The following is an 18,855-nucleotide window of genomic DNA, read 5'->3' as shown; positions in this document are numbered from 1 at the left end:
CCTGGAGCACGAAGGGGCGAGGGACCGCGAGGTTCCCCGCCCCTTTCGCTTCTCCCCGCCGCGGCGCGCTCAGCCCGCGCGCGAGCCGTGCTGGGGCTCCTCGTAGAGCGAGTCCACGAGGTCGGCGTACTTCTCCGCCACCACGTTGCGGCGCACGCTCAGCTTCGGCGTCAGCTCGCCGCCCTCCACGGAGAAGTCCCTGGGCAGCACGGCGAAGCGCTTGATGGTCTCGAAGCGGGACAGCTTCGGGTTCACGTCGCGCTCCACGCGCTCCTGGAGGAGCTGGCGCAGGCGCGGCTCCTCCGCGAGCGTGGCGGCGTCCTCCGGCCATCCCTGGGCCCTGGCCAGGGCGCGTGCCTTCTCCGCGTCCAGCGTCAGCAGGGCCACCAGGAAGTTGCGGCGCTCGCCCAGCACCACCGCCTGCCCCACGCCCGGCAGGGCCTTCAGCAGCTCCTCGATGTTGGACGGGGACGTCTTCTTCCCGCCGGAGGTGACGATGATGTCCTTCTTGCGGCCGGTGATTTGAACGTAGCCGTCGGCGTCGAGCTGGCCCACGTCGCCGGAGTGCAACCACCCGTCCGCCAGCAGCTCGGCGGTGGCCTCCGGGTTCTTGTAGTAGCCCATGCAGACGTTGCCGCCGCGCACCAGCAGCTCGCCGTCCTCCGCGATGCGCAGCTCCACGCCCATCATCGCCCGGCCCACCGAGCCCAGCCGCGTGTGGGCCTCCGTGTTCACCGTGCCGGGGCCCGTCACCTCCGTCATGCCCCACACCTCGTGGATGACCATGTCAATGGAGGCGAAGAACGCCAGCACCTCCCGGCCAATGGGCGCCGCCGCCGTGGCGAAGAAGCTCACCCGGTCCATGCCGATGCGCTCCTTCAGCGGCGCGAAGACGAGCTTCCGGGCAAGCTGATACTGGGCCTCCAGCGTCATGGGCACGCTCTGGTGCCGCATCACCCGCTCATGCCGCTCCGAGGCGACGTGCCGCGCCCAGGCCACCACCCGGCGCTTCGTGGACGGCTGCGAGGCCAGCCCCTCCTCCGCCTTCGCCTTGAACTTCTCCCACACACGCGGCACGCCGAAGAAGAACGAGGGGCGCACCTCCTTCAGGCTCTGCGGCATCGTGTCCACCGACGCCGCGAAGTACACCTGCACCCCGTTCAGCAGGGGGCTGTGGAGGGAGATGATCTGCTCGGCGATGTGCGACAGCGGCAGATACGACACCAGGGAGGACGCGTCGGGCCGGCCGAACGTCACCGAGTCCGTGAGCTGCTTCGCCGTCCACACCAGGTTGTGGTGGCTGAGCATCACCCCCTTGGGGTGCCCCGTGGTGCCAGAGGTGTAGATGAGGGTGCCCATGGCCTCCGGCTTCAGGGCGTGGACGCTGTCCCAGTAGGGCTTCTCGTCCGCGCCCGTGCCCAGGGCCATGACGTCCGCGTAGCGCAGCACGCCCTCGGGGAGCACCGTGGGGGCGTCCATGACGACCACGTGGCGCAGCTTCGGCAGGCGCTCGCGCAGGGCCTGGGCGGTGCGCAGGTGCTTCTCGTTCTCCACCACCAGGAGCGTGGCCTCGCAGTGCCCCAGGATGTACTCCAACTGCTCCGGGGCGCTGGTGGTGTAGAGACCGACAGGGACGCCCCCCATGGCGATGGCCGCCAGGTCGGCGACGTGCCACTCCTCGCGGTTGAAGCTCAGGATGCCCACGGGCTGGCCTGGGCCCACGCCCAGCGCGTGCAGCCCCAGGGCGAAGCGCCGCACCCGCTGCGCGTATTCGAACCACGAGGTGGGCGCATAGGCGCCCCCACGTCGCGTCCACAGGGCCGGGCGTTGCTCCTGCCGCGCGGCCCGGTCATGGAGCGCGTGCACCACCGTCTTGGGAAGGTCCATAATCGGGACGCTAGCGGAAGCAAGGCCCCTGACCAATGTCCCCACGTCTCGGACGTTGACAGCCGGTTGGAGTGCTTTGTATGCCGCGCCCGACCATGAGCATCGACTTCACCTGCCAGAAGTGCGAGGCGAGCTTCGAGCTGGACGCTCAGGACCTCATCGAAGGGACTGAGAAGATCGTCTGCCCGCATTGCGACGCCAAGGCGCCCGCCAACCTCACGGAGGACTTCGTCGCAGCGCTCACGGAGATGCGCGCCCAGATCGCCGCGCTCGACAAGCGGTTCGCCGTGTCCATGACGTTGGAGTCCGAGGACCTGGAGGACATGCTCGACGACGACGACGAGGAAGACGACGAGGACGATTCGGAGGACGACGACCTCGACGAGGATGAGGACGAGGACGTCGACGACGAGGAGGACTACGACGAGGACGAGGACGACGACGACCGTCGCTGAGCCTGTCCGCCTGCCCTCCAGCCCGGGGAGCACCCCGCCTCGGCAGGGGTAACCGGGCCTGGAGCGCAACCCTCCCGGCAGATGGCCGGGTGCGTAGGTTAGAGGCGTGAAAACGCCCAACCGCGCCACTTTGTTCGTCGCACCTCTCTCGGCCGTGCTTCTGGCGCTCGGAGGGCTGCTGCTGTTTCCCGCCTTCACACCCCCGAAGGCGCTCGCCGCCCTGAGCGACGCCAAGGGGCAACCCTGCATCACCGAAGGCCAGGACGACCCCAAGGCCTGCTCGGAGCTCGTGGAGCTCGAGGTGCAGGACGTCGTGCCGCTCGAGGAGGCCCAGGCCCACGCCGTGGTGCTCGCCACCAAGGACAAGGGCATCGTCCTCCCGGTGTTCGTGGACGAGGCCTCGGCCATCTCCATCGCCTTCCGGCTGGCGGAGCGCCAGCCACCCCAGCCGCTCGCACAGGACCTGCTGGATGACGTGGTGACGGAGCTGGGCGCCAAGGTGACGGAGGTCCGCATCGACGACCTGCGTGACAACGTCTACTCCGGCCGCGTCTTCCTGGAGCAGGGCAAGAAGAAGATGACGCTGGATGCCCGGCCGTCGGACTCCATCGCCATGGCGCTCACCAGCCATGCCCGCATCCGCGTCACGCGCAAGGTGCTGACGCTGGCCGGCATCACCCGCGAGGAGATCGAGGGCCTCCAGCAGGAAGGCCCCGGCGTGGGCGGCAGCGGCCCCCTGGACGCCCCCGGCTTCCCCGCGCCCGGCGCGCCGAGCGAGCCGCCCATCGACATGGACCTGGACGGCCTGCCGCCGGGCCACCCGCTGACGCCGCCGCGGCCGCTAGGCACGGGCAAGGAGATCGAGCTGTAGGCCACGACGCGCCGCCCCTGACGCGAGAAAGCCCGGCCCCCCCTCCCAGGGATGCCGGGCTTTCTCTCTCTGCCCATGAGAGCGCGGAGGCGCCGCGAGGCCCGTGAGGGCGCCGCGCCGGGCAAAGAGTTAGTCCCGTGGGCGCGAGGCTGTCAAGCCGGGCACCCGGGCGCCTAGGATGCGCGGCCCTATGCGCAAGGCGAAAATCATCTGCACCCTGGGGCCCGCGTCGGACACCCCGGAGGTCATCGAAGGGCTCATCCGCGCGGGCATGAACATGGCGCGGCTGAACTTCTCGCACGGTACGCACGAGGAGCACCGCCGGCGGGTGGAGACCATCCGCAAGGTCGCGAAGCGCCTGGGCACGCCGGTGGCCATCCTCCAGGACATCCAGGGGCCGAAGATCCGCCTGGGCCGCTTCGAGGACGGCCAGCTCCTGGTGAAGCAGGGCCAGGTCGTCACGGTGACGACGCGCAACGTCCTGGGCCAGGAAGGCATCATCCCCACGCCCATCAAGACGCTGGTGAAGGACGTGGCCAAGGGCCACGAAATCCTCCTGGATGACGGGCGCGTGCGACTGCGGGTGCTGCGCGTCCACGGACAGGACGTGCGGTGCCGGGTGGAGGTGGGCGGCGTGCTGAAGGACCACAAGGGCCTCAACCTGCCCGGCTCGCCCATGTCGGTGCCCACGATTACGCGCAAGGACGCGGCGGACCTGGCCTTCGGCCAGGAGGTGGGCGTGGACTACGTGGCGCTGTCCTTCGTCCGAACGCCGGAGGACGTCAAGAAGGCCCGCGCGCACGTGGCGAAGCTGAAGACGCCGCTCATCGCGAAGATCGAGAAGCCCCAGGCGGTGGAGCGCGTGGAGGAGATCGCCGCGGTGGCGGACGGCATCATGGTGGCGCGCGGCGACCTGGGCGTGGAGATGCCGCTGGAGCGCCTGCCCGCCATCCAGAAGCACATGGTGAGCGCGGTGAACCGCCAGGGCGGGCTCGTCATCGTCGCCACGGAGATGCTGGAGAGCATGGTGGCCAACGCGCGCCCCACCCGCGCGGAGGTCAGCGACGTGGCCAACGCCATCCTCGACGGCGCGGACGCCGTCATGCTGTCGGGCGAGACGGCCGCGGGGAAGTACCCCGTCGAGGCGGCGTCCACCATGGCGTGCATCGTGGAGGAGACGGAGCGCGGCGTGGTGAAGCACCAGCACCACTCCCCCTTCGAGCGCTCGGAGGACTTGGGCACCGGCGTGGCCGCGGCGGCCGTGGCGGCGGCGACGCAGCTCAACATCGGCACCATCGTCGCGTACACGGAGAGCGGCCACACCGCGCGCCTCATCTCCGAGTTCCGCCCCCACGCGCGCATCGTCGCCCTCACCCCGAGCGAGACGGCGGTGAACCGCATGGCGCTCTACTGGGGCGTCACGGGCCTGCAGGTGGGGCGCGTCTCCACCACGGACGCCATGCTCACGCAGGTGCGTGAGCTGTGCCGGAAGGAGAAGATCTGCACGCCGGGGACGCCGGTGGTGGTGGTGGCCGGCGTGCCGCTCAACGTCCCCGGCAACACCAACCTGATGAGCATCCACCGCGTCTGAGCGGGCCCGCGAAGAGCCCCGGGACAGGCCGTCACCGGGGCTCCGCGGCGCGCGGGCTCAGAGGACCTTCTGCTCGAAGTCGTAGATCTTCTCGACGGAGAGCTGCCGGTAGCGCTCCCTGTTGAGCGCGCGGCGGGCGCACTCCCACACGAGCTCGTCGGGCGTGCGGTCCGGCTCCTTCTTCTTGCGGCGCTTCACCTCCGCCTTGATGGCCTTCACGGCCACGCGGGGGTGGTAGCAGAACGCGGAGGAGAACAGCAGGTGCCCGCCGAAGGGGATGAGGCGCGCCTCGATGATGTCCCCCGTCTCCAGGCCCGCGACGTGGCGGCGCTCCGTCACGTCGAAGTCCTTGCCGGAGTACAGCTCGCGCAGGCGGACCTCGCCCTTGCCCAGCTTGCGGACCTCGAAGAGGCCGTGGACCGTCTCCGTGAAGCTCCGGAAGGCGTTGGCCTCCTCGGGCGGCGCGCCGGCCAGGCGCTGCTCGTAGAACTCCGTGGCCGGCGTCTTGTTCGTCAGCGGCGAGACGCGGTCATAGAGGTAGTAGTCCAGGAAGGACGCCATCCTCAGTTCGAAGAGCTTGTCGTCCTCGAACACCTCCCCCGTCAGGCGGAAGTAGTCGGCCTTGGCCTGGAGGAGGTCCTCCTTGCGGGACTCCGCGCTGCCGAAGGCGATGAGCTGGTCGAGGTACGGCTGGTACGAGAGCGGTGACAGCGGCGAGTCCATATTCGGTGGCGCCATCCTACTCCGCCATCAGCTTCGCGAACCGGCCGAAGAGATAGCGCGCGTCATGCGGGCCGGGCGAGGCCTCGGGGTGGTACTGCACGCTGAAGGCCCGCGCGTCCGGGACGGCCAGGCCCTCCACCGTGCCGTCATTGAGGTTGATGTGCGTCACGACGGCCAGGCCCTTGAGGCTGGCGTCATCCACCGCGAAGCCGTGGTTCTGCGCGGTGATCTCCACCTTGCCCGTCGTGAGGTCCTTCACCGGCTGATTTCCACCCCGGTGGCCAAACTTCATCTTGTACGTCCGGCCGCCCAGGGCCAGCGCCATGATTTGATGCCCCAGGCAGATGCCGAACACCGGCACCTTGCCCAGCAGCGCCGCCACGGTGCGGTCCGCGCCCTTCACCGCCGCCGGGTCGCCCGGGCCGTTGGCCAGGAAGACGCCGTGGGGCTTGCGCGCCAGCACCTCCTCGGCCGTCGTCGCGGCCGGCACCACCGTCACGCGGCAGCCCACGTCCACCAGGAAGTGCAGCATCGACTTCTTCAGGCCGTAGTCATAGGCCACCACGTCGAAGCGGGGCGCGGCGGGCGCCTGCGCCTCCCCCACCCCGGTGAAGACGTCCGGCGAGGGCTGGGTGAAGGCGTAGGCCTCCTTCGTGGACACGCCCGTCGCCAGGTCCAGGCCCTCCATGCCGCGCGCGGAGCGGGCGCGCTCCACCAGGGCGGCGGAGGACAGCCCTTCACTGGAGATGACGCCCATCTGCGCGCCGTGCTCGCGCAGGTGGCGCACCAGCCGGCGGGTGTCGAGGCCCTCGATGCCGGCCACGCCGCTGCGCTTCAGGTACGCGTCCAGGGACTCGCGGGCCCGCCAGTTGGAGGGCTGCTCGCTGAGGGCGCGCACCACCATGCCCACCGCGTGCACCCGGGCGCCCTCCTCGTCCTCCGGGTTGGCGCCGACATTGCCCATCTCCGGGTACGACATGGTGACAATCTGCCCCACGTACGAAGGATCCGTGAGGACCTCCTGGTAGCCGTACATGGAGGTGTTGAACACCACCTCACCCACCGTTTCGCCCACCGCGCCAAACGCGCGGCCTTCGAACGTGGTGCCATCCGCCAGGGCGAGCACTGCCCGCTTCGTCATCACCGCGACTCCTTGCTCTGGCCGACCTGGCCCTTGTCGAACACCTTCTGGCCCAAAACCCACGTCTGGATGACGCGCCCCTTCTGCTTCCGGCCATGGAACGGCGTATTGCGGCTGCGGGAATGGAACTGGTGGGCGTCCACCGTCCACTCCACGTCCGGGTCCACCAGCGTGACGTCCGCCGGCGCCCCAGGCGCCAGGTGACCGCCCGGCAGGCCGAACGCCTTCGCCGGCCCGTGCGTCAGCAGCTCCACCGCGCGGTTCACGGGGAGCACGCCCGCGTGCACCAGCTCCAGCGTCAGGCCCAGGGCCGTCTCCAGCCCCACGATGCCGTTGATGCCCTTCTCGAACTCCACCTGCTTGTCCAGCACCCCGTGCGGCGCGTGGTCCGTGGCGATGGCGTCCACCGTCCCGTCCACCAGCGCCTCGCGCAGGGCCTGCACGTCCGTGTCCGCGCGCAGCGGCGGCGCCATCTTCGCGTGGGTGTCGTAGTCCCCCACCGCCCGGTCATCCAGGATGAAGTGGTGCGGCGCCACCTCGCAGGTGACGCGCAGGCCGGCGCGCTTGGCCTCGCGGATGAGCCGCACGCTGCCCTCGCAGGACACGTGCGCCACGTGCAGGCGGCCCTTCGTCTCCTCCAGCAGCACCAGGTCGCGCGCCACCATGGCCACCTCCGCAGAGGCGGGGATGCCGCGCAGCCCCAGCCGCGTGGACGTGGGGCCCTCGTGCATGGCCCCGCCCGCGGACAGCGTCAGGTCCTCCTCGTGGACCATGACGGGCACGTCGAACTGGGTGGCGTACTGGAGCGTGCGCCGCATCAGCGACGCGTTCATCACCGGGCGGCCGTCGTCGGTGATGGCCACGCAGCCGGCGGACACCAGCTCGCCCATCTCCGCCAGCTCCTCGCCCTTGAGGCCCTTGGTGATGGCCCCGGCGGGATAGACGTGGCACAGCCCGGCGGCGCGGGCGCGGTTGAGCACCAACTCCGTCACCATGGCGTTGTCGTTGACGACCTTGGTGTTGGGCATGGCCACCACCGCGGTGAAGCCGCCCGCCACCGCGGCGCGGCAGCCGGTCAGGACGGTCTCCTTCCCCTCCTCGCCCGGCTCGCGCAGGTGGACGTGCAGGTCGATGAAGCCCGGCAGCACCCACTTGCCGGTGGCGTCCACCACCTCCGCGCTGGAGGGCACCGGCAGCAGCGCCTCCGACACCTCCACCACCTTGCCGTCGCGGACCAGCACGTCGCGGACGCCGTCCACGCCGTTGCGCGGGTCAATGACGCGTCCCCGCCTGAAGAGCACCGTGGAGCTCATGCCGCACACACCTCCAGGATGGCCCGCCGCACGGCGACGCCGTTGGACACCTGCTCCAGGATGACGCTGCGGGGCCCGTCCGCCACCGCTGGCGCCAGCTCCACGCCCCGGTTGATGGGGCCCGGATGCATCACCACCGCGTCCGCCTTCATCCGCGCCTCCCGGGCCGCGTTGAGGCCGAACAGCCGCGCATATTCACGCGTGGAGGGCAGGAACGCCTGCCCCTGCCGCTCCAACTGGATGCGCAGGCACATCACCGCGTCCGCCTGCGGGAGCGCCGCGTCCAGGTTGTGCGTCACCTCCGCGCCCAGCGCCTCCAGCCCCGGCGGCATCAGCGTGGGCGGGCCGCACATCACCACCCGGGCGCCCAGCGCCTTGAGGCAGTGCAGGTTGGAGCGGGCCACGCGGCTGTGCAGCACGTCGCCCACGATGAGCACCGTGCGCCCCTCCAGCGAGCCCCAGCGCTGACGCAGCGTGAAGGCGTCCAGCAGCGCCTGGGAGGGGTGCTCGTGCGTGCCGTCCCCCGCGTTGATGACGGCGCACTTCACGTGCTTCGCCACCAGGTGCGGCGCCCCGGATGAGCGGTGGCGCATGACGATGGCCACCGGCCCCGTTGCCTCGATGTTGCGGGCGGTGTCCAGCAGCGTCTCACCCTTGGACACCGAGGAGCCGGTGTGGGTCCAGTTGAGCACACTGGCGCCCAGCCCCTTGGCCGCCATGTGGAACGACGTGCGCGTCCGGGTGGAGTCCTCGAAGAAGACGTTGGCCACCACCCTGCCGCGGAGCAGGTGGGTGGCATCGGGACCGCCGGGGAGGTGTGCCTTCGCCCGGTCGAGCAGTGACTCCAGCTCGTCCCGGCGCCAGCCTTCGATTCCAAGCAGGTGTCTCATGGCCGGGGGCGCCGCGTACCCCGGTGCGTGCGGCACGTCAAGCGTCGTGCGCGGCGCGCCAGCCCGCCTGCTTCCACGGGACGCGTCAACGGACCGGTTCGAAGAACCGGTCCACGCGAAGGCCGGTGCCACCGAACAGGTTGTGCAGCAGCCCGTGGTAGCCCAGCGACAGCCACACCACCATGGCCTTGCCCTTGATGTGGCCGTAGGGGACGTACTCCGCCTTGCCGTAGCCCGTGACGCCCAGGCCGTGGCGGCTGTCCGCGCTGTTGTCCCGGTTGTCACCCACCGCGAAGACGTGCCCCGGCGGGACTTCATAGGGGCCTTCCCGGCGCGGCATGCGCGGCAGCGTCTGCAGCGCGGCGTGCGTGACGCCCGACAGGTTCTCCTCGTAGAGGGTCTCCTGCTGGTCGTACCAGCGCCCGTCGTCCGTGATGTTGTGGACGGTGAACGCGTCGGAGACGAGCTCGCGTCCCTGCGGCTGGCCGTTGATGTGGATGACGCCGTTGATGAACTCCACCACGTCGCCGGGCACGCCGACCACGCGCTTGATGTAGTCCACCGACTCGTTCACCGGGTTGTTGAAGACGATGACGTCCCCGCGCTCCGGGGGCCGGACGATGACGAACGGCACCTTGTTGAGGAACGGGACGCGCACGCCGTAGATGAACTTGTTGACGAAGACCTGGTCGCCAATCTCCAGCGTGGGCAGCATGGAGCCGGAGGGAATCCGGTACGGCTCCACGATGAAGGTGCGGAACACCAGCGCCACCAGCAGCGCCTTGCCGAACCCGCCCAGGAAGTCCATGGCGGACTGCTTGCGGAACGCGCCCAGGTGCTGCGCGGTGAGCGCCTCCAGCCCCTTCACCTCGGTGCGCAGCCGCTCCGCGTCACCCGCGGCGGAGGCCTGCTCCACGCGCAGCGCCTGCTCCGCGAGCTGCTCCAGCACCGGCCCCGCCACCTTCGCGCGCACCCCGGGCTTGCGGAGGATGCGCTCGTTCTCCTCCAGCAGCTCGTTGGCCTCGTGGCGCACGCCGCGCAGCGCCTTCTCCCGGGGGGAGACGTTGCGCCACACCAGCAGGGCCACGAAGTAGACGACCAGGAGCAGGCCCAGGCCCTTCATCACCGGCTGGGCCCACAGGGCGGACGCGCGCGAGTACTCGATGAGGATCGTGTACGGCACGTACAGCCCCGCGAGGATGAGCAGCGGCGCCCAGAGGCTGGTGAGGCGCTCGCGCCACACCAGCACCCGGCGGGCGCGGAGCATCTCCGGCGTGCGGCGGGCCGCCATCGCCTCGGACAGCGTCACGGGTGAGGTGGCGGAAGGCATGGCGGCGTTCATGGGCTACTGCTCCGACTTCAGGACCGCGAGGAAGGCTTCCTGCGGGATCTCCACCGTTCCCACCTGCTTCATGCGCTTCTTGCCCTCCTTCTGCTTCTCCAGGAGCTTGCGCTTGCGGCTGATGTCACCGCCGTAGCACTTGGCGAGCACGTTCTTGCGCATGGCGGAGATGGTCTCCCGCGAGATGATCTTCGCGCCGATCGCCGCCTGGATGGCCACCTCGTACATCTGCTTCGGGATGACCTCCTTCAGCTTCTGGCACACCTCGCGGCCGCGCAGGTAGGCGCGCTCGCGGTGCACGATGACGCTGAGGGCGTCCACCGGGTCCCCGTTGATGAGGATGTCCAGGCGGGCCAGGTCGGACTCGATGTAGCCGGCCAGCTCGTAGTCCAGGCTGGCGTAGCCGCGCGACACGCTCTTGAGCTTGTCGAAGAAGTCGAACACGACCTCCGCCAGCGGCATCTCGTACGTCACCTGCACGCGCTGGCCGCTGCTGCCCAGGTACTTCATGTCCTTCTGCACGCCGCGGCGCTCCTGGCACAGCTTGAGGATGGCGCCCAGGTGGTCGTTGGGGACGTGGATGTGACAGGTGAGGATGGGCTCCTCGAACTTCTCGATGTGCTGCACCGGCGGCAGCTTGGCCGGGTTGTCCACCAGCAGCGTGTCCCCCTTGCTGGTGGTGATGCGGTACACCACGCTGGGCGCGGTGGTGATGAGGTCCAGGTTGTACTCGCGCTCCAGGCGCTCCTGGACGATCTCCATGTGCAGCAGGCCCAGGTAGCCGCAGCGGAAGCCGAAGCCCAGCGCGGTGGACGACTCCGGCTCGTAGGTGAAGGCGGAGTCGTTGAGCACCAGCTTCGCCAGCGCGTCGCGCAGGTTCTCGTAGTCCGCGGAGTCCACCGGGAAGATGCCGGAGAACACCATGGGCTTCACTTCCTTGAAGCCCGGGAACGGCTCGGCCGTGGGGCGCGCCTCCTCGGTGACGGTGTCACCCACCTTGGCGTCCTGCAGCTCCTTCACGTTGGCCACGAGCACGCCCACCTCGCCGGCCATGAGCTGCTGGACGGGGCGGGAGAACGGGCTGAACACGCCCAGCTCCTGGACCTCGAAGACCTTGTTGTTGCTGAAGAGCTTGATCTTCTGCTTCAGCTTCAACGTGCCTTCCAGCACGCGCACCAGCGTCACCACGCCCCGGTAGTTGTCGTACCAGGAGTCGAAGATGAGCGCCTTGAGCGGCGCGTCCGCGGAGCCCGTCGGGGGCGGCACCGTCTTGACGACGGCCTCCAGGATGTCCTGGATGCCGATGCCCTCCTTGGCGGAGCACGGCACCGCCACGGACGCGTCGATGCCGATGACGTCTTCAATCTCCGCGCGGGTGCGGTCCACGTCCGCGCTCGGCAGGTCGATCTTGTTGATGACCGGGATGATTTCCAGGTTGTGGTCCAGCGCCATGTAGACGTTGGACAGCGTCTGGGCCTCCACGCCCTGCGTCGCGTCCACCACCAGGAGCGCGCCTTCGCACGCGGCCAGGCTGCGGCTGACCTCGTAGGCGAAGTCCACGTGTCCCGGCGTGTCGATGAGGTTGAGGACGTACTGCTTGCCGTCCTTGGCGGTGTAGTTCATCCGCACGGACTGGGCCTTGATGGTGATGCCCCGTTCGCGCTCGATGTCCATGTTGTCGAGGAACTGGGCCTGTGCCTCTCGCTTGGTCAGCGTCCCCGTCTTGTCGAGGAGACGATCCGCCAGCGTCGACTTTCCATGGTCGATATGGGCGATGATGCAGAAGTTGCGGATGTGCGCGTTTTCAGCCGGCATGTTCAGGGCGCTCGTCGGAAGAAGCGGGCGTGCGTAACAGGGAATCGCGCGAAAATCTACGCGGTCGCGTACGCCCGATGAGCAACCCACCGGGGGAGCTTGTTTGTTCCCCAGTCATCAGCCCCGTTCCAGGGCGCATCCCCCCAGAACAGGCCCTGAATCCCCTCCCGGCACGCCCGGCCCCGGCCCTTGGGAGGCCGGTGCGGGGACGCCTCGGAGGGATTGCCCTCCCCCGCCCCTGGCCGGGGACGGGGGCTCGGGCGCCGATCAGCCGTGGATGCGGGCGGGCTCGGCGGCCTTCTGCCGGAAGTACTCGATGGTGCGGCGCAGGCCCTCGCGCACGTCGACGCCAGGCTCCCAGCCAAGCACCTTCCTGGCCAGCGCGTTGTCCACGCAGGAGCGTAGCTGCTCCCCGGGCTTGCCGGGCGCGTGGGTGACGGGGACGCTGGAACCCGCGGCCTCGGCCAGCAGCGCGTAGAGGCGGTTGATGTCCGTCTCCACGCCCGTGCCGATGTTGATGGCGCCCACGTAGTCCTTCTCGAAGGCGAGCCGGTTGGCCCGGGCCACGTCCGGCCCGAAGACGAAGTCGCGGGTCTGCTTGCCCTCGCCGAAGATGGTGCAGCCCTGACCGGCGATGAGGCGCTGGCTGAAGATGGCCACCACGCCGGCCTCGCCGTGCGGGTTCTGCCGCGGGCCGTAGACGTTGGCGTAGCGGAGCGCCACGTAGGGCAAGCCGTACTGCGCCCGGTAGTAGCCCAGGTACAGCTCGCCGGACGCCTTGGAGACGCCGTATGGGGAGATGGGCCGCGTCGGGTGGCTCTCCGGCGCGGGGAACACGTCCTGCTCGCCGTAGATGGCGCCGCCGGTGGAGCTGAAGATGACCTTCTTCACCCCGGAGACGCGGGCGGCCTCCAGCAGGTTGAGCATGCCGCGGATGTTCACGTCCGCGTCGAAGCTGGGGTCGTCCACGCTGCGGCGCACGTCCATCTGCGCCGCCAGGTGGCAGAGCACGTCCGGCTTCTCGGACTTGATGAGCTCCGACGCCTCGCGGCTCCGGATGTCGTGGACCGCCAGGCGCACGCGCGGGTCCAGGTTCTCCCGCTTGCCGCCGGAGAGGTCATCCAACGCGATGACCTCGTGCCCACCGCGCAGGAACTCATCGCACACATGCGAGCCAATGAAGCCCGCGCCACCTGTCACCAGGACCTTCACGCAACCTCCCGCCTGCAGGGCTTGCAGCAACGACGCGCCGGCAAACTATGCCGGGGGCCGCGTACCGGCAACCTCCCGGAACCACGCAATGGTCTCCCGGAGACCTTCCTCCAGCGGCACCTTCGGCTCCCAGCCCAGCAGCGTCCGGGCCCGGGTGATGTCCGGCTGGCGCTGCTTCGGATCGTCCCTGGGCAGCGGCTTTTCGATGATGGCCCCGCCCCCGCCCGCCGCCGCGCGCACGGCCTCCGCGAACTGGCGGATGGTCATCTCCCGCGGGTTGCCGATGTTCACCGGGTCCGGCTCGTCCGACAGCATCAGCCGGACCAGCCCGTCCACCAGGTCCTTCACGTAACAGAACGAGCGCGTCTGGCTGCCGTCGCCGAAGACGGTGAAGTCCTCGCCCTTGAGGGCCTGGCCCACGAAGGCCGGCACCACGCGGCCGTCATTGAGGCGCATGCGCGGGCCGTAGGTGTTGAAGATGCGGACGATGCGGACCTGCACGCCCTTGGTGCGCCCATAGGCCGCGGTGATGGCCTCCGAGTAGCGCTTGGCCTCGTCGTACACGGACCGGGGGCCAATGGGGTTCACGTTGCCCCAGTAGTCCTCGCGCTGCGGGTGCACCAGCGGATCCCCGTACACCTCCGACGTGGAGGCCATCAGGAACACCGCCTGGTTCGCCTCCGCCAGCTTCAGCCCGTTCTCCGTGCCGATGGAGCCCACGCGCAGCGTCTCCAGCGGGAGCTGCGCGTAGTCGATGGGCGAGGCCGGCGAGGCCATGTTGAAGACGTAGTCCAGCGGCCCCTCCACCGGGATGCCCTCGGTGATGTCCGCCTTGACGAAGGAGAAGCCCGGCCGCCCGTTCAGCGTGCGCAGGTTCTCCTCGTTGCCCGTGATGAGGTTGTCCACGGCGATGACCGCCGCCGCGCCGTCATCCAGAAGGCGCTCACACAGGTGCGACCCGACGAAGCCGGCGCCGCCCAGGACCGCTACCCGCTTGCCACGCATGCTCTTCACGTCACGCCTCTCTCTCACAGCTCGTCGAACGTCGACTGCCCCGGCAGCTGCGCCTTGTACTTCTCCAGGACCAGGTCGATGCCTTGGCGGATGTACTCGGCCACGGGCACCTTCGTCTTCTGGTTCAGCGCCTTGAGGAGCTCGTTCTGCTCCGGGGTGATGTAGATGGTGGTGCTGACTTTCTTTCGGGCCATGGCGATATGTGAAAATATATGGAATGACGTGTCGCGCGAAAGCATCTCGTGCGAATCCCGTCGCCAGACGGCCCCCGGACGCTGGGAGTACGCCATGCCACGCTACAAGCAGTTGATTTTCCTGGGCTTGATGGCCTCGGGTGCCCTGGCCGGCTGCGCCAGCAACCAGGCGGCGGAGCAGGACGGCGCGCGCGGCCGCCCGCCCGGGGAGGCCATCCGCCCCGAGCAGGGCGCCAACGAGGAAGTCACGCGGCAGGACGCCAACGGCGACGGCCGCCCGGACGTGTGGACCTACACGGTGGACGGGCGGAAGGTGCGCCAGGAGCTGGACCTGAACTGGGACGGCCGCGTGGACCTGACGCGCTACTTCGACGCCACCGGCGACAAGGCGCGTGAGTCCCTGGACCTGGACTTCGACGGGCGCGTGGACGCCACCTACTTCTACGAGAAGGGCGTCAACACGCGCCGCGAGCGGGACACCAACGGCGACGGCCGCGCGGACAGCTTCACCTACTACGAAGCCGGCAAGCTGGTGCGCAAGGAGCGCGACACGCGCGGCACCGGCCGCATCGACTACTGGGAGTACTGGGAGAATGGCCAGGTGGACCGCATCGGCGAGGACCTGGACAGGGACGGCACGGTGGACAAGTGGACTCGCAACCCGGACAACACGGCCCGCGAGTAGGCGGGCCGCGGGGGATGACGGCTACGGGTTGCTGGTGCCGGTGCGCCCGTAGGCGTCCTCGAGGCGCACCACGTCGTCCAGCTCCGGGGTGCTGACCTCCAGGATGTCGCAGTCGGTCAGCGCCACCATGCGGTGCTTGGTGAGCGGCTTGATGTGGTAGCTCTCACCGGGGTTCATCTCCTTCTCGATGAGCCCCTGGCCCTCGTCGACGACGAAGAGCAGCTTGCCGCTCTGGACGTGGATGGTCTCATCCTTGCGGTTGTGGAACTGCAGGCTGAGCTTGTGGCCCTGCTTCACGTGCAGCAGCTTGCCCACGTAGCGCTCGGTGTGAGCCCAGATGAGTTCATAGCCCCAGGGCTTCTCCACCCGCCTCGTCGTCGTCATGGCGCTTCCCGTCTTCCTCGTCCCGCTCTAGTTCGTGCCGGCCACGAATGCGTCGAGCGAAGTCTCACGCTTGAAGTCTGACAGATACCGGGTGGCGGCATCCCGCGAGGCGAAGCTCCCCATGCGGACACGGTACCAGGTGCCCTTCCCGGGCACTTCGGCCGTCAGGATATAGGGGGCATAGCCCCGGTCACGCAACCGGGCGGCGAAGCGGTCCGCCTCCTGCCTGTCCTGGAACGCCGAGAGCTGGAGCGTGAAGGCCCCGCCCTTCACGGCCTGCGCGGGCGGCGAGGCCGGCCGCGACGGCTGCTGGGTGGCGCGGGCGATGGCCTCCTTCAGGCCGCCCCCCTCCGTGGTGGTGCTGCGCGTGGGGACGGCGGACGCCTCGACCTTGCCCGACACCGGGACGGCCTGCGTGGGGGCCTCGGCGACCACGACGCGCTCCGGCTCGGCCTTGGGCTCCTCCGGGGGCAGCTCCCCCGTGTCCGGGTCCGGCGTGGGCGCGAGCACCGGGCGCTGCGCGGTGACGGGCTTCGGCTCGGACGGCTTCGCGGCGGCGGGCTTCTCCGCCGGGGCCTTGGCGACGGCGGCCGGCTTCGGCTTCGGCGGGGCCACCGGCTCGGGCGCGGCCTTGCGGGTCAGCTCGTCCGGGAAGGTGAGCGGCGGCTCCTGCTGCACGTTCTGCAGCGCCTGCGCGTTGGCGTCCAACGCGGAGAGCAGGTCCGGCGCGGCCACGGCGTCCGCGTTGCCCGCGAGCTTCTTGCCGACGACGACGCCCAGCACGAAGACAGCCCCCATCACCACGATGCCGGCGATGAGCAGGCTGACGATCTGCCGGTTGTCCAGAGAGACGTCGAACTTCTCCTTCATCCGGTGAGCATCACGCATGGCTTGAAAGTCCTCGGGCGCGGACGCGACGGCCACACGAAATCCGTGTTGCGGCCTGTAGCGACGGCAGGGAGGGCAAAGTACGCCCCACCCCCGAGCCGGTCAAATTCGCGGAACGCCTCCACGACGCCGCGTCAACCCGTGGCGGGCACGATGAACGCGGGCCCCGCCGCCGTGGCGGGTGGGGCGTTGAGCCGCTCGCGCAGCTCCTTGCCGGCGGCGAAGGACAAGGTGCGCCGCGCTGGCACCGACACGCGCTGCCCCGTCTTGGGGTTGCGGCCCGTGCGCGCCCGGCGCGTGCGGACGACGAAGACGCCGAACCCCCGCAGCTCGATTCTCCGTCCGGCCACCAGGGCCTGGGCCATCTGCTCGAAGACGGCGTGGACGATGGCCTCCACCTCACGCCGTGGAACATGCGGGGCACGCTCCACGATGCGCTCGATGAGCTCACTGCGTGTCATGCACACCTCCCGCTGGGCGACCGAGGACTCTACCGAAGCCAGCCCCCGCAGGACAAACCGCCCTCCCCGCCCACTCAGCGCAGCCGGACGTCCGCGGGCCCTTCGACCTCCACCTCCTGCCCCTGCTGCGTGCGAAGGACGACCTCCGCGCCGTCGGGGACCACCAGCCGCGTGGTGCGACCCAGGGGCACCTCGCCCCCCTCCAGCAGCACGGCGGTGGCCAGGTCATCCGTCTCCGCCACGACGAAGCCGTCCTCCACGGTGGCCACCCAGCCGCCCTCGCCCAGGTTGCCCGCGTGGATGTGGGGCACGCGGGGGCGGTGTGGCGGCGGTGGCAGCGGCTTGCGAGGTCCTTCGCGCGGCGTGTCGTCGGTGGCCTTGGATGAAAGCCCGTTGGGCGTGAAGAAGGCGGCGAAGTAGCCGTTGGAGCTGTACGAATCGTCCTGCTGGGCGCTCGCGGGCGTCACCATCACCTGGGTGTAGCGCGCGGCGATGATGCGCAGCGGCCGGGGCGCCTCCTGGAGCTCGCCCTCCACGATGTGACGGGACGGCAGGTTGACGCCGTGGAGCTTCGCCTCGTCCGCGTCGCCCACCTCCAGCGTGTCGCCCTTCTCCAGGAAGCGCAGGCCTCCGCCGAAGAACTCCAGCACGGCCGGGCCGGTGGCCCTCAGCTCGTCATGGCCCAGGAGCTGCGAGCCCACGGCGATGGGCCGCCACGCCTTGCCCTCCGCGCGCAGCACCGGCGCGCCAGCGGCGAGCAGCCCCGCGATGGGTTTGTCCGAGCGCTCCTTGCAGCCCGCGGCCCCAAGGACGGTGACGGCCGCCAGCAGACATCCCACGAGGCGCTGAACCATGTGTCGTCCCCTCCGAAGATGATGCGGCGGTCAGACAATCCAGCCGCCGCCGAGCACGCGATCCTGATCGTAGACCACCGCGGCCTGCCCCGGGGTGACGGCGCGCGCGGGCGCATCCAGCTTCACCGAGACGAGCCCGTGCGGCGAGACATGCACCCGCCCCCGCGCGCCCGCGTGGCGGTGCCGGATGCGGACCTCCACCGGCTGGCTGGCCGGGGGCGGCCCGTCCACCCAGTGCGGCTGGAGCAGGCCGAAGTTGTCGCGGCCGGTGCCCTCGGCGGGGCCCACCACCACGCGCTGCGTCTCCGGCTCCAGCCGGTGGACGTAGCGGACCTCGCCGCCCCCCAGGTTGAGGCCCTTGCGCTGCCCCACGGTGTAGCGGTGGATGCCCTGGTGGGTGCCGAGCACCTTGCCCTCGGTGTCCACGATTTCTCCGGCCGGCTGCGGCCCGGCGACCTTCTCCACGAAGCCCGCGTAGTCGCCGTCCGGCACGAAGCAGATCTCCATGCTCTCCGGCTTCTGGCTGGTGACCAGGCCATGCCGCTCCGCGACGGCGCGGACCTCCGCCTTCGTCATGCCGCCCACGGGGAAGACGATGTCGCGCAGCTCGTCCTGGCCCAGCGTGAAGAGGAAGTAGCTCTGGTCCTTGGCGACGTCGACGGCGCGGCGCAGGACGTAGCGGCCGTCCACCTCCTCCACGCGGGCGTAGTGGCCGGTGGCCAGCCGGGCGCCGAGCGCGCGGGCGCGCTTGAGGAGGAAGTTGAACTTCACGTCCCGGTTGCAGGCCACGCAGGGGATGGGCGTGCGTCCGCCCAGGTAGGACTGGACGAAGGGGTTGATGACGCGGTCCTGGAAGATCTCCTCCGCGTTGGCCACGTAGAAGGGAATCCCCAGCGTCTGGGCCACGGCTCGCGCGTCGTCGATGTCGTCCGGGCTGCAGCAGCTCCCGCACGTCGCCTTGCCCTCATAGGACCAGACGCGCAGGGTGATACCGATGACCTCGTGACCCTGCTCCTTGAGCAGGGCGGCCGCGGCCGAGGAATCCACCCCGCCGCTCATCGCAACGACGACTCGCATGGTGCTCCTTCCTACACGCCCGCGCGTCCGGGCGCACGCGGGGAGGACGCCCAGGGCG

General features: G+C 69.9%; 19 protein-coding genes. 4 read left to right on the top strand and 15 right to left on the bottom strand.

Annotated elements, in window-relative coordinates; translation table 11 throughout:
• Positions 1–69: 69 nt before the first annotated feature.
• Complete coding sequence (locus tag MYMAC_RS17445; protein ID WP_204817695.1) at positions 70–1,887, bottom strand: AMP-dependent synthetase/ligase; 1,818 nt, start codon at positions 1,885–1,887, stop codon at positions 70–72.
• 80 nt (positions 1,888–1,967) lie between these two features.
• On the opposite strand from MYMAC_RS17445, the gene MYMAC_RS17440 reads away from it, so the two are divergent.
• From MYMAC_RS17440 to pyk, 3 genes are all read left to right on the top strand, one after another.
• The gene (locus tag MYMAC_RS17440) at positions 1,968–2,342 is read left to right on the top strand and encodes a hypothetical protein (RefSeq protein WP_174257006.1); all 375 of its coding nucleotides are present in this window, start codon (positions 1,968–1,970) and stop codon (positions 2,340–2,342) included.
• Positions 2,343–2,472: 130 nt separating this feature from the next.
• Positions 2,473–3,213, top strand: coding sequence for a bifunctional nuclease family protein (locus MYMAC_RS17435; protein ID WP_013940112.1), 741 nt, complete (start codon positions 2,473–2,475; stop codon positions 3,211–3,213).
• A 190-nt stretch (positions 3,214–3,403) separates the two neighbouring features.
• The gene (gene pyk, locus MYMAC_RS17430; protein ID WP_095958889.1) at positions 3,404–4,804 is read left to right on the top strand and encodes a pyruvate kinase; all 1,401 of its coding nucleotides are present in this window, start codon (positions 3,404–3,406) and stop codon (positions 4,802–4,804) included.
• Positions 4,805–4,861: 57 nt separating this feature from the next.
• Here the strand turns inward: pyk and MYMAC_RS17425 are convergent, their stop codons facing one another.
• The 9 genes from MYMAC_RS17425 to MYMAC_RS17385 form a co-directional block, all read right to left on the bottom strand.
• On the bottom strand, positions 4,862–5,527 hold the full coding sequence (locus MYMAC_RS17425) for a DUF7986 domain-containing protein (RefSeq protein ID WP_013940110.1): 666 nt from the start codon (positions 5,525–5,527) through the stop codon (positions 4,862–4,864).
• Between the two features lie 16 nt (positions 5,528–5,543).
• A complete protein-coding gene (carA, locus tag MYMAC_RS17420; RefSeq protein WP_095958888.1) occupies positions 5,544–6,668 on the bottom strand; it encodes a glutamine-hydrolyzing carbamoyl-phosphate synthase small subunit in 1,125 nt (374 codons plus the stop codon).
• Entirely contained in the window at positions 6,668–7,981 is a 1,314-nt protein-coding gene (locus MYMAC_RS17415; protein WP_095958887.1) for a dihydroorotase, read from the bottom strand. Before MYMAC_RS17415 ends, carA begins: the two co-directional genes overlap by 1 nt.
• Positions 7,978–8,871 (bottom strand): aspartate carbamoyltransferase catalytic subunit, encoded by an 894-nt coding sequence (locus MYMAC_RS17410; RefSeq protein ID WP_013940107.1) that lies wholly within the window; start codon positions 8,869–8,871, stop codon positions 7,978–7,980. The genes MYMAC_RS17415 and MYMAC_RS17410 overlap by 4 nt, the downstream gene beginning before the upstream one ends.
• An 85-nt stretch (positions 8,872–8,956) precedes the next feature.
• Complete coding sequence (gene lepB / locus MYMAC_RS17405; protein WP_013940106.1) at positions 8,957–10,213, bottom strand: signal peptidase I; 1,257 nt, start codon at positions 10,211–10,213, stop codon at positions 8,957–8,959.
• A gap of 3 nt (positions 10,214–10,216) precedes the next feature.
• A complete protein-coding gene (lepA, locus tag MYMAC_RS17400) occupies positions 10,217–12,028 on the bottom strand; it encodes a translation elongation factor 4 (protein ID WP_095958886.1) in 1,812 nt (603 codons plus the stop codon).
• 267 nt (positions 12,029–12,295) lie between these two features.
• Positions 12,296–13,240 carry an NAD-dependent epimerase/dehydratase family protein gene (locus tag MYMAC_RS17395; protein WP_013940104.1) on the bottom strand — a complete coding sequence of 315 codons (945 nt, stop codon included), beginning with the start codon at positions 13,238–13,240 and terminating at the stop codon, positions 12,296–12,298.
• Positions 13,241–13,285: 45 nt separating this feature from the next.
• A complete protein-coding gene (locus MYMAC_RS17390) occupies positions 13,286–14,245 on the bottom strand; it encodes a UDP-glucuronic acid decarboxylase family protein (protein ID WP_043713273.1) in 960 nt (319 codons plus the stop codon).
• A 23-nt stretch (positions 14,246–14,268) separates the two neighbouring features.
• Positions 14,269–14,448 carry a ribbon-helix-helix domain-containing protein gene (locus tag MYMAC_RS17385; RefSeq protein WP_002640579.1) on the bottom strand — a complete coding sequence of 60 codons (180 nt, stop codon included), beginning with the start codon at positions 14,446–14,448 and terminating at the stop codon, positions 14,269–14,271.
• Between the two features lie 94 nt (positions 14,449–14,542).
• Between MYMAC_RS17385 and MYMAC_RS17380 the strand changes: the two genes are divergently transcribed.
• Positions 14,543–15,133, top strand: a complete 591-nt coding sequence (locus tag MYMAC_RS17380; protein ID WP_013940102.1) for a methyl-CpG-binding domain-containing protein — start codon at positions 14,543–14,545, stop codon at positions 15,131–15,133.
• Between the two features lie 21 nt (positions 15,134–15,154).
• Here MYMAC_RS17380 and MYMAC_RS17375 read toward each other — a convergent pair whose 3' ends face one another.
• From MYMAC_RS17375 to mnmA, 5 genes are all read right to left on the bottom strand, one after another.
• Positions 15,155–15,517, bottom strand: coding sequence for a cupin domain-containing protein (locus MYMAC_RS17375; protein WP_013940101.1), 363 nt, complete (start codon positions 15,515–15,517; stop codon positions 15,155–15,157).
• Between the two features lie 27 nt (positions 15,518–15,544).
• Positions 15,545–16,405 carry an SPOR domain-containing protein gene (locus MYMAC_RS17370; RefSeq protein WP_204817693.1) on the bottom strand — a complete coding sequence of 287 codons (861 nt, stop codon included), beginning with the start codon at positions 16,403–16,405 and terminating at the stop codon, positions 15,545–15,547.
• A gap of 134 nt (positions 16,406–16,539) precedes the next feature.
• The gene (locus tag MYMAC_RS17365; protein ID WP_095958884.1) at positions 16,540–16,866 is read right to left on the bottom strand and encodes an integration host factor subunit beta; all 327 of its coding nucleotides are present in this window, start codon (positions 16,864–16,866) and stop codon (positions 16,540–16,542) included.
• Between the two features lie 74 nt (positions 16,867–16,940).
• Positions 16,941–17,720, bottom strand: a complete 780-nt coding sequence (locus tag MYMAC_RS17360) for a hypothetical protein (RefSeq protein ID WP_095958883.1) — start codon at positions 17,718–17,720, stop codon at positions 16,941–16,943.
• A 30-nt stretch (positions 17,721–17,750) separates the two neighbouring features.
• Entirely contained in the window at positions 17,751–18,797 is a 1,047-nt protein-coding gene (mnmA, locus tag MYMAC_RS17355) for a tRNA 2-thiouridine(34) synthase MnmA (RefSeq protein WP_043711180.1), read from the bottom strand.
• Between the last annotated feature and the right edge of the window lie 58 nt (positions 18,798–18,855).

The sequence above is a fragment of the Corallococcus macrosporus DSM 14697 genome (assembly GCF_002305895.1).
Taxonomy (GTDB): Bacteria; Myxococcota; Myxococcia; order Myxococcales; family Myxococcaceae; genus Myxococcus; species Myxococcus macrosporus.
This window is presented reverse-complemented; position numbering and strand designations above follow the sequence as displayed.

Coding starts and splice junctions, on each gene's coding strand:
- MYMAC_RS17445 (WP_204817695.1), bottom strand. CDS start 1,887: ATGGACCTTCCCAAGACGGTGGTGCACGCGCTCCATGACCGGGCCGCG.
- MYMAC_RS17440 (WP_174257006.1), top strand. CDS start 1,968: ATGCCGCGCCCGACCATGAGCATCGACTTCACCTGCCAGAAGTGCGAG.
- pyk (WP_095958889.1), top strand. CDS start 3,404: ATGCGCAAGGCGAAAATCATCTGCACCCTGGGGCCCGCGTCGGACACC.
- MYMAC_RS17425 (WP_013940110.1), bottom strand. CDS start 5,527: ATGGACTCGCCGCTGTCACCGCTCTCGTACCAGCCGTACCTCGACCAG.
- carA (WP_095958888.1), bottom strand. CDS start 6,668: ATGACGAAGCGGGCAGTGCTCGCCCTGGCGGATGGCACCACGTTCGAA.
- MYMAC_RS17415 (WP_095958887.1), bottom strand. CDS start 7,981: ATGAGCTCCACGGTGCTCTTCAGGCGGGGACGCGTCATTGACCCGCGC.
- MYMAC_RS17410 (WP_013940107.1), bottom strand. CDS start 8,871: ATGAGACACCTGCTTGGAATCGAAGGCTGGCGCCGGGACGAGCTGGAG.
- lepB (WP_013940106.1), bottom strand. CDS start 10,213: ATGAACGCCGCCATGCCTTCCGCCACCTCACCCGTGACGCTGTCCGAG.
- lepA (WP_095958886.1), bottom strand. CDS start 12,028: ATGCCGGCTGAAAACGCGCACATCCGCAACTTCTGCATCATCGCCCAT.
- MYMAC_RS17390 (WP_043713273.1), bottom strand. CDS start 14,245: ATGCGTGGCAAGCGGGTAGCGGTCCTGGGCGGCGCCGGCTTCGTCGGG.
- MYMAC_RS17385 (WP_002640579.1), bottom strand. CDS start 14,448: ATGGCCCGAAAGAAAGTCAGCACCACCATCTACATCACCCCGGAGCAG.
- MYMAC_RS17380 (WP_013940102.1), top strand. CDS start 14,543: ATGCCACGCTACAAGCAGTTGATTTTCCTGGGCTTGATGGCCTCGGGT.
- MYMAC_RS17375 (WP_013940101.1), bottom strand. CDS start 15,517: ATGACGACGACGAGGCGGGTGGAGAAGCCCTGGGGCTATGAACTCATC.
- MYMAC_RS17370 (WP_204817693.1), bottom strand. CDS start 16,405: ATGCGTGATGCTCACCGGATGAAGGAGAAGTTCGACGTCTCTCTGGAC.
- MYMAC_RS17365 (WP_095958884.1), bottom strand. CDS start 16,866: ATGACACGCAGTGAGCTCATCGAGCGCATCGTGGAGCGTGCCCCGCAT.
- MYMAC_RS17360 (WP_095958883.1), bottom strand. CDS start 17,720: ATGGTTCAGCGCCTCGTGGGATGTCTGCTGGCGGCCGTCACCGTCCTT.
- mnmA (WP_043711180.1), bottom strand. CDS start 18,797: ATGCGAGTCGTCGTTGCGATGAGCGGCGGGGTGGATTCCTCGGCCGCG.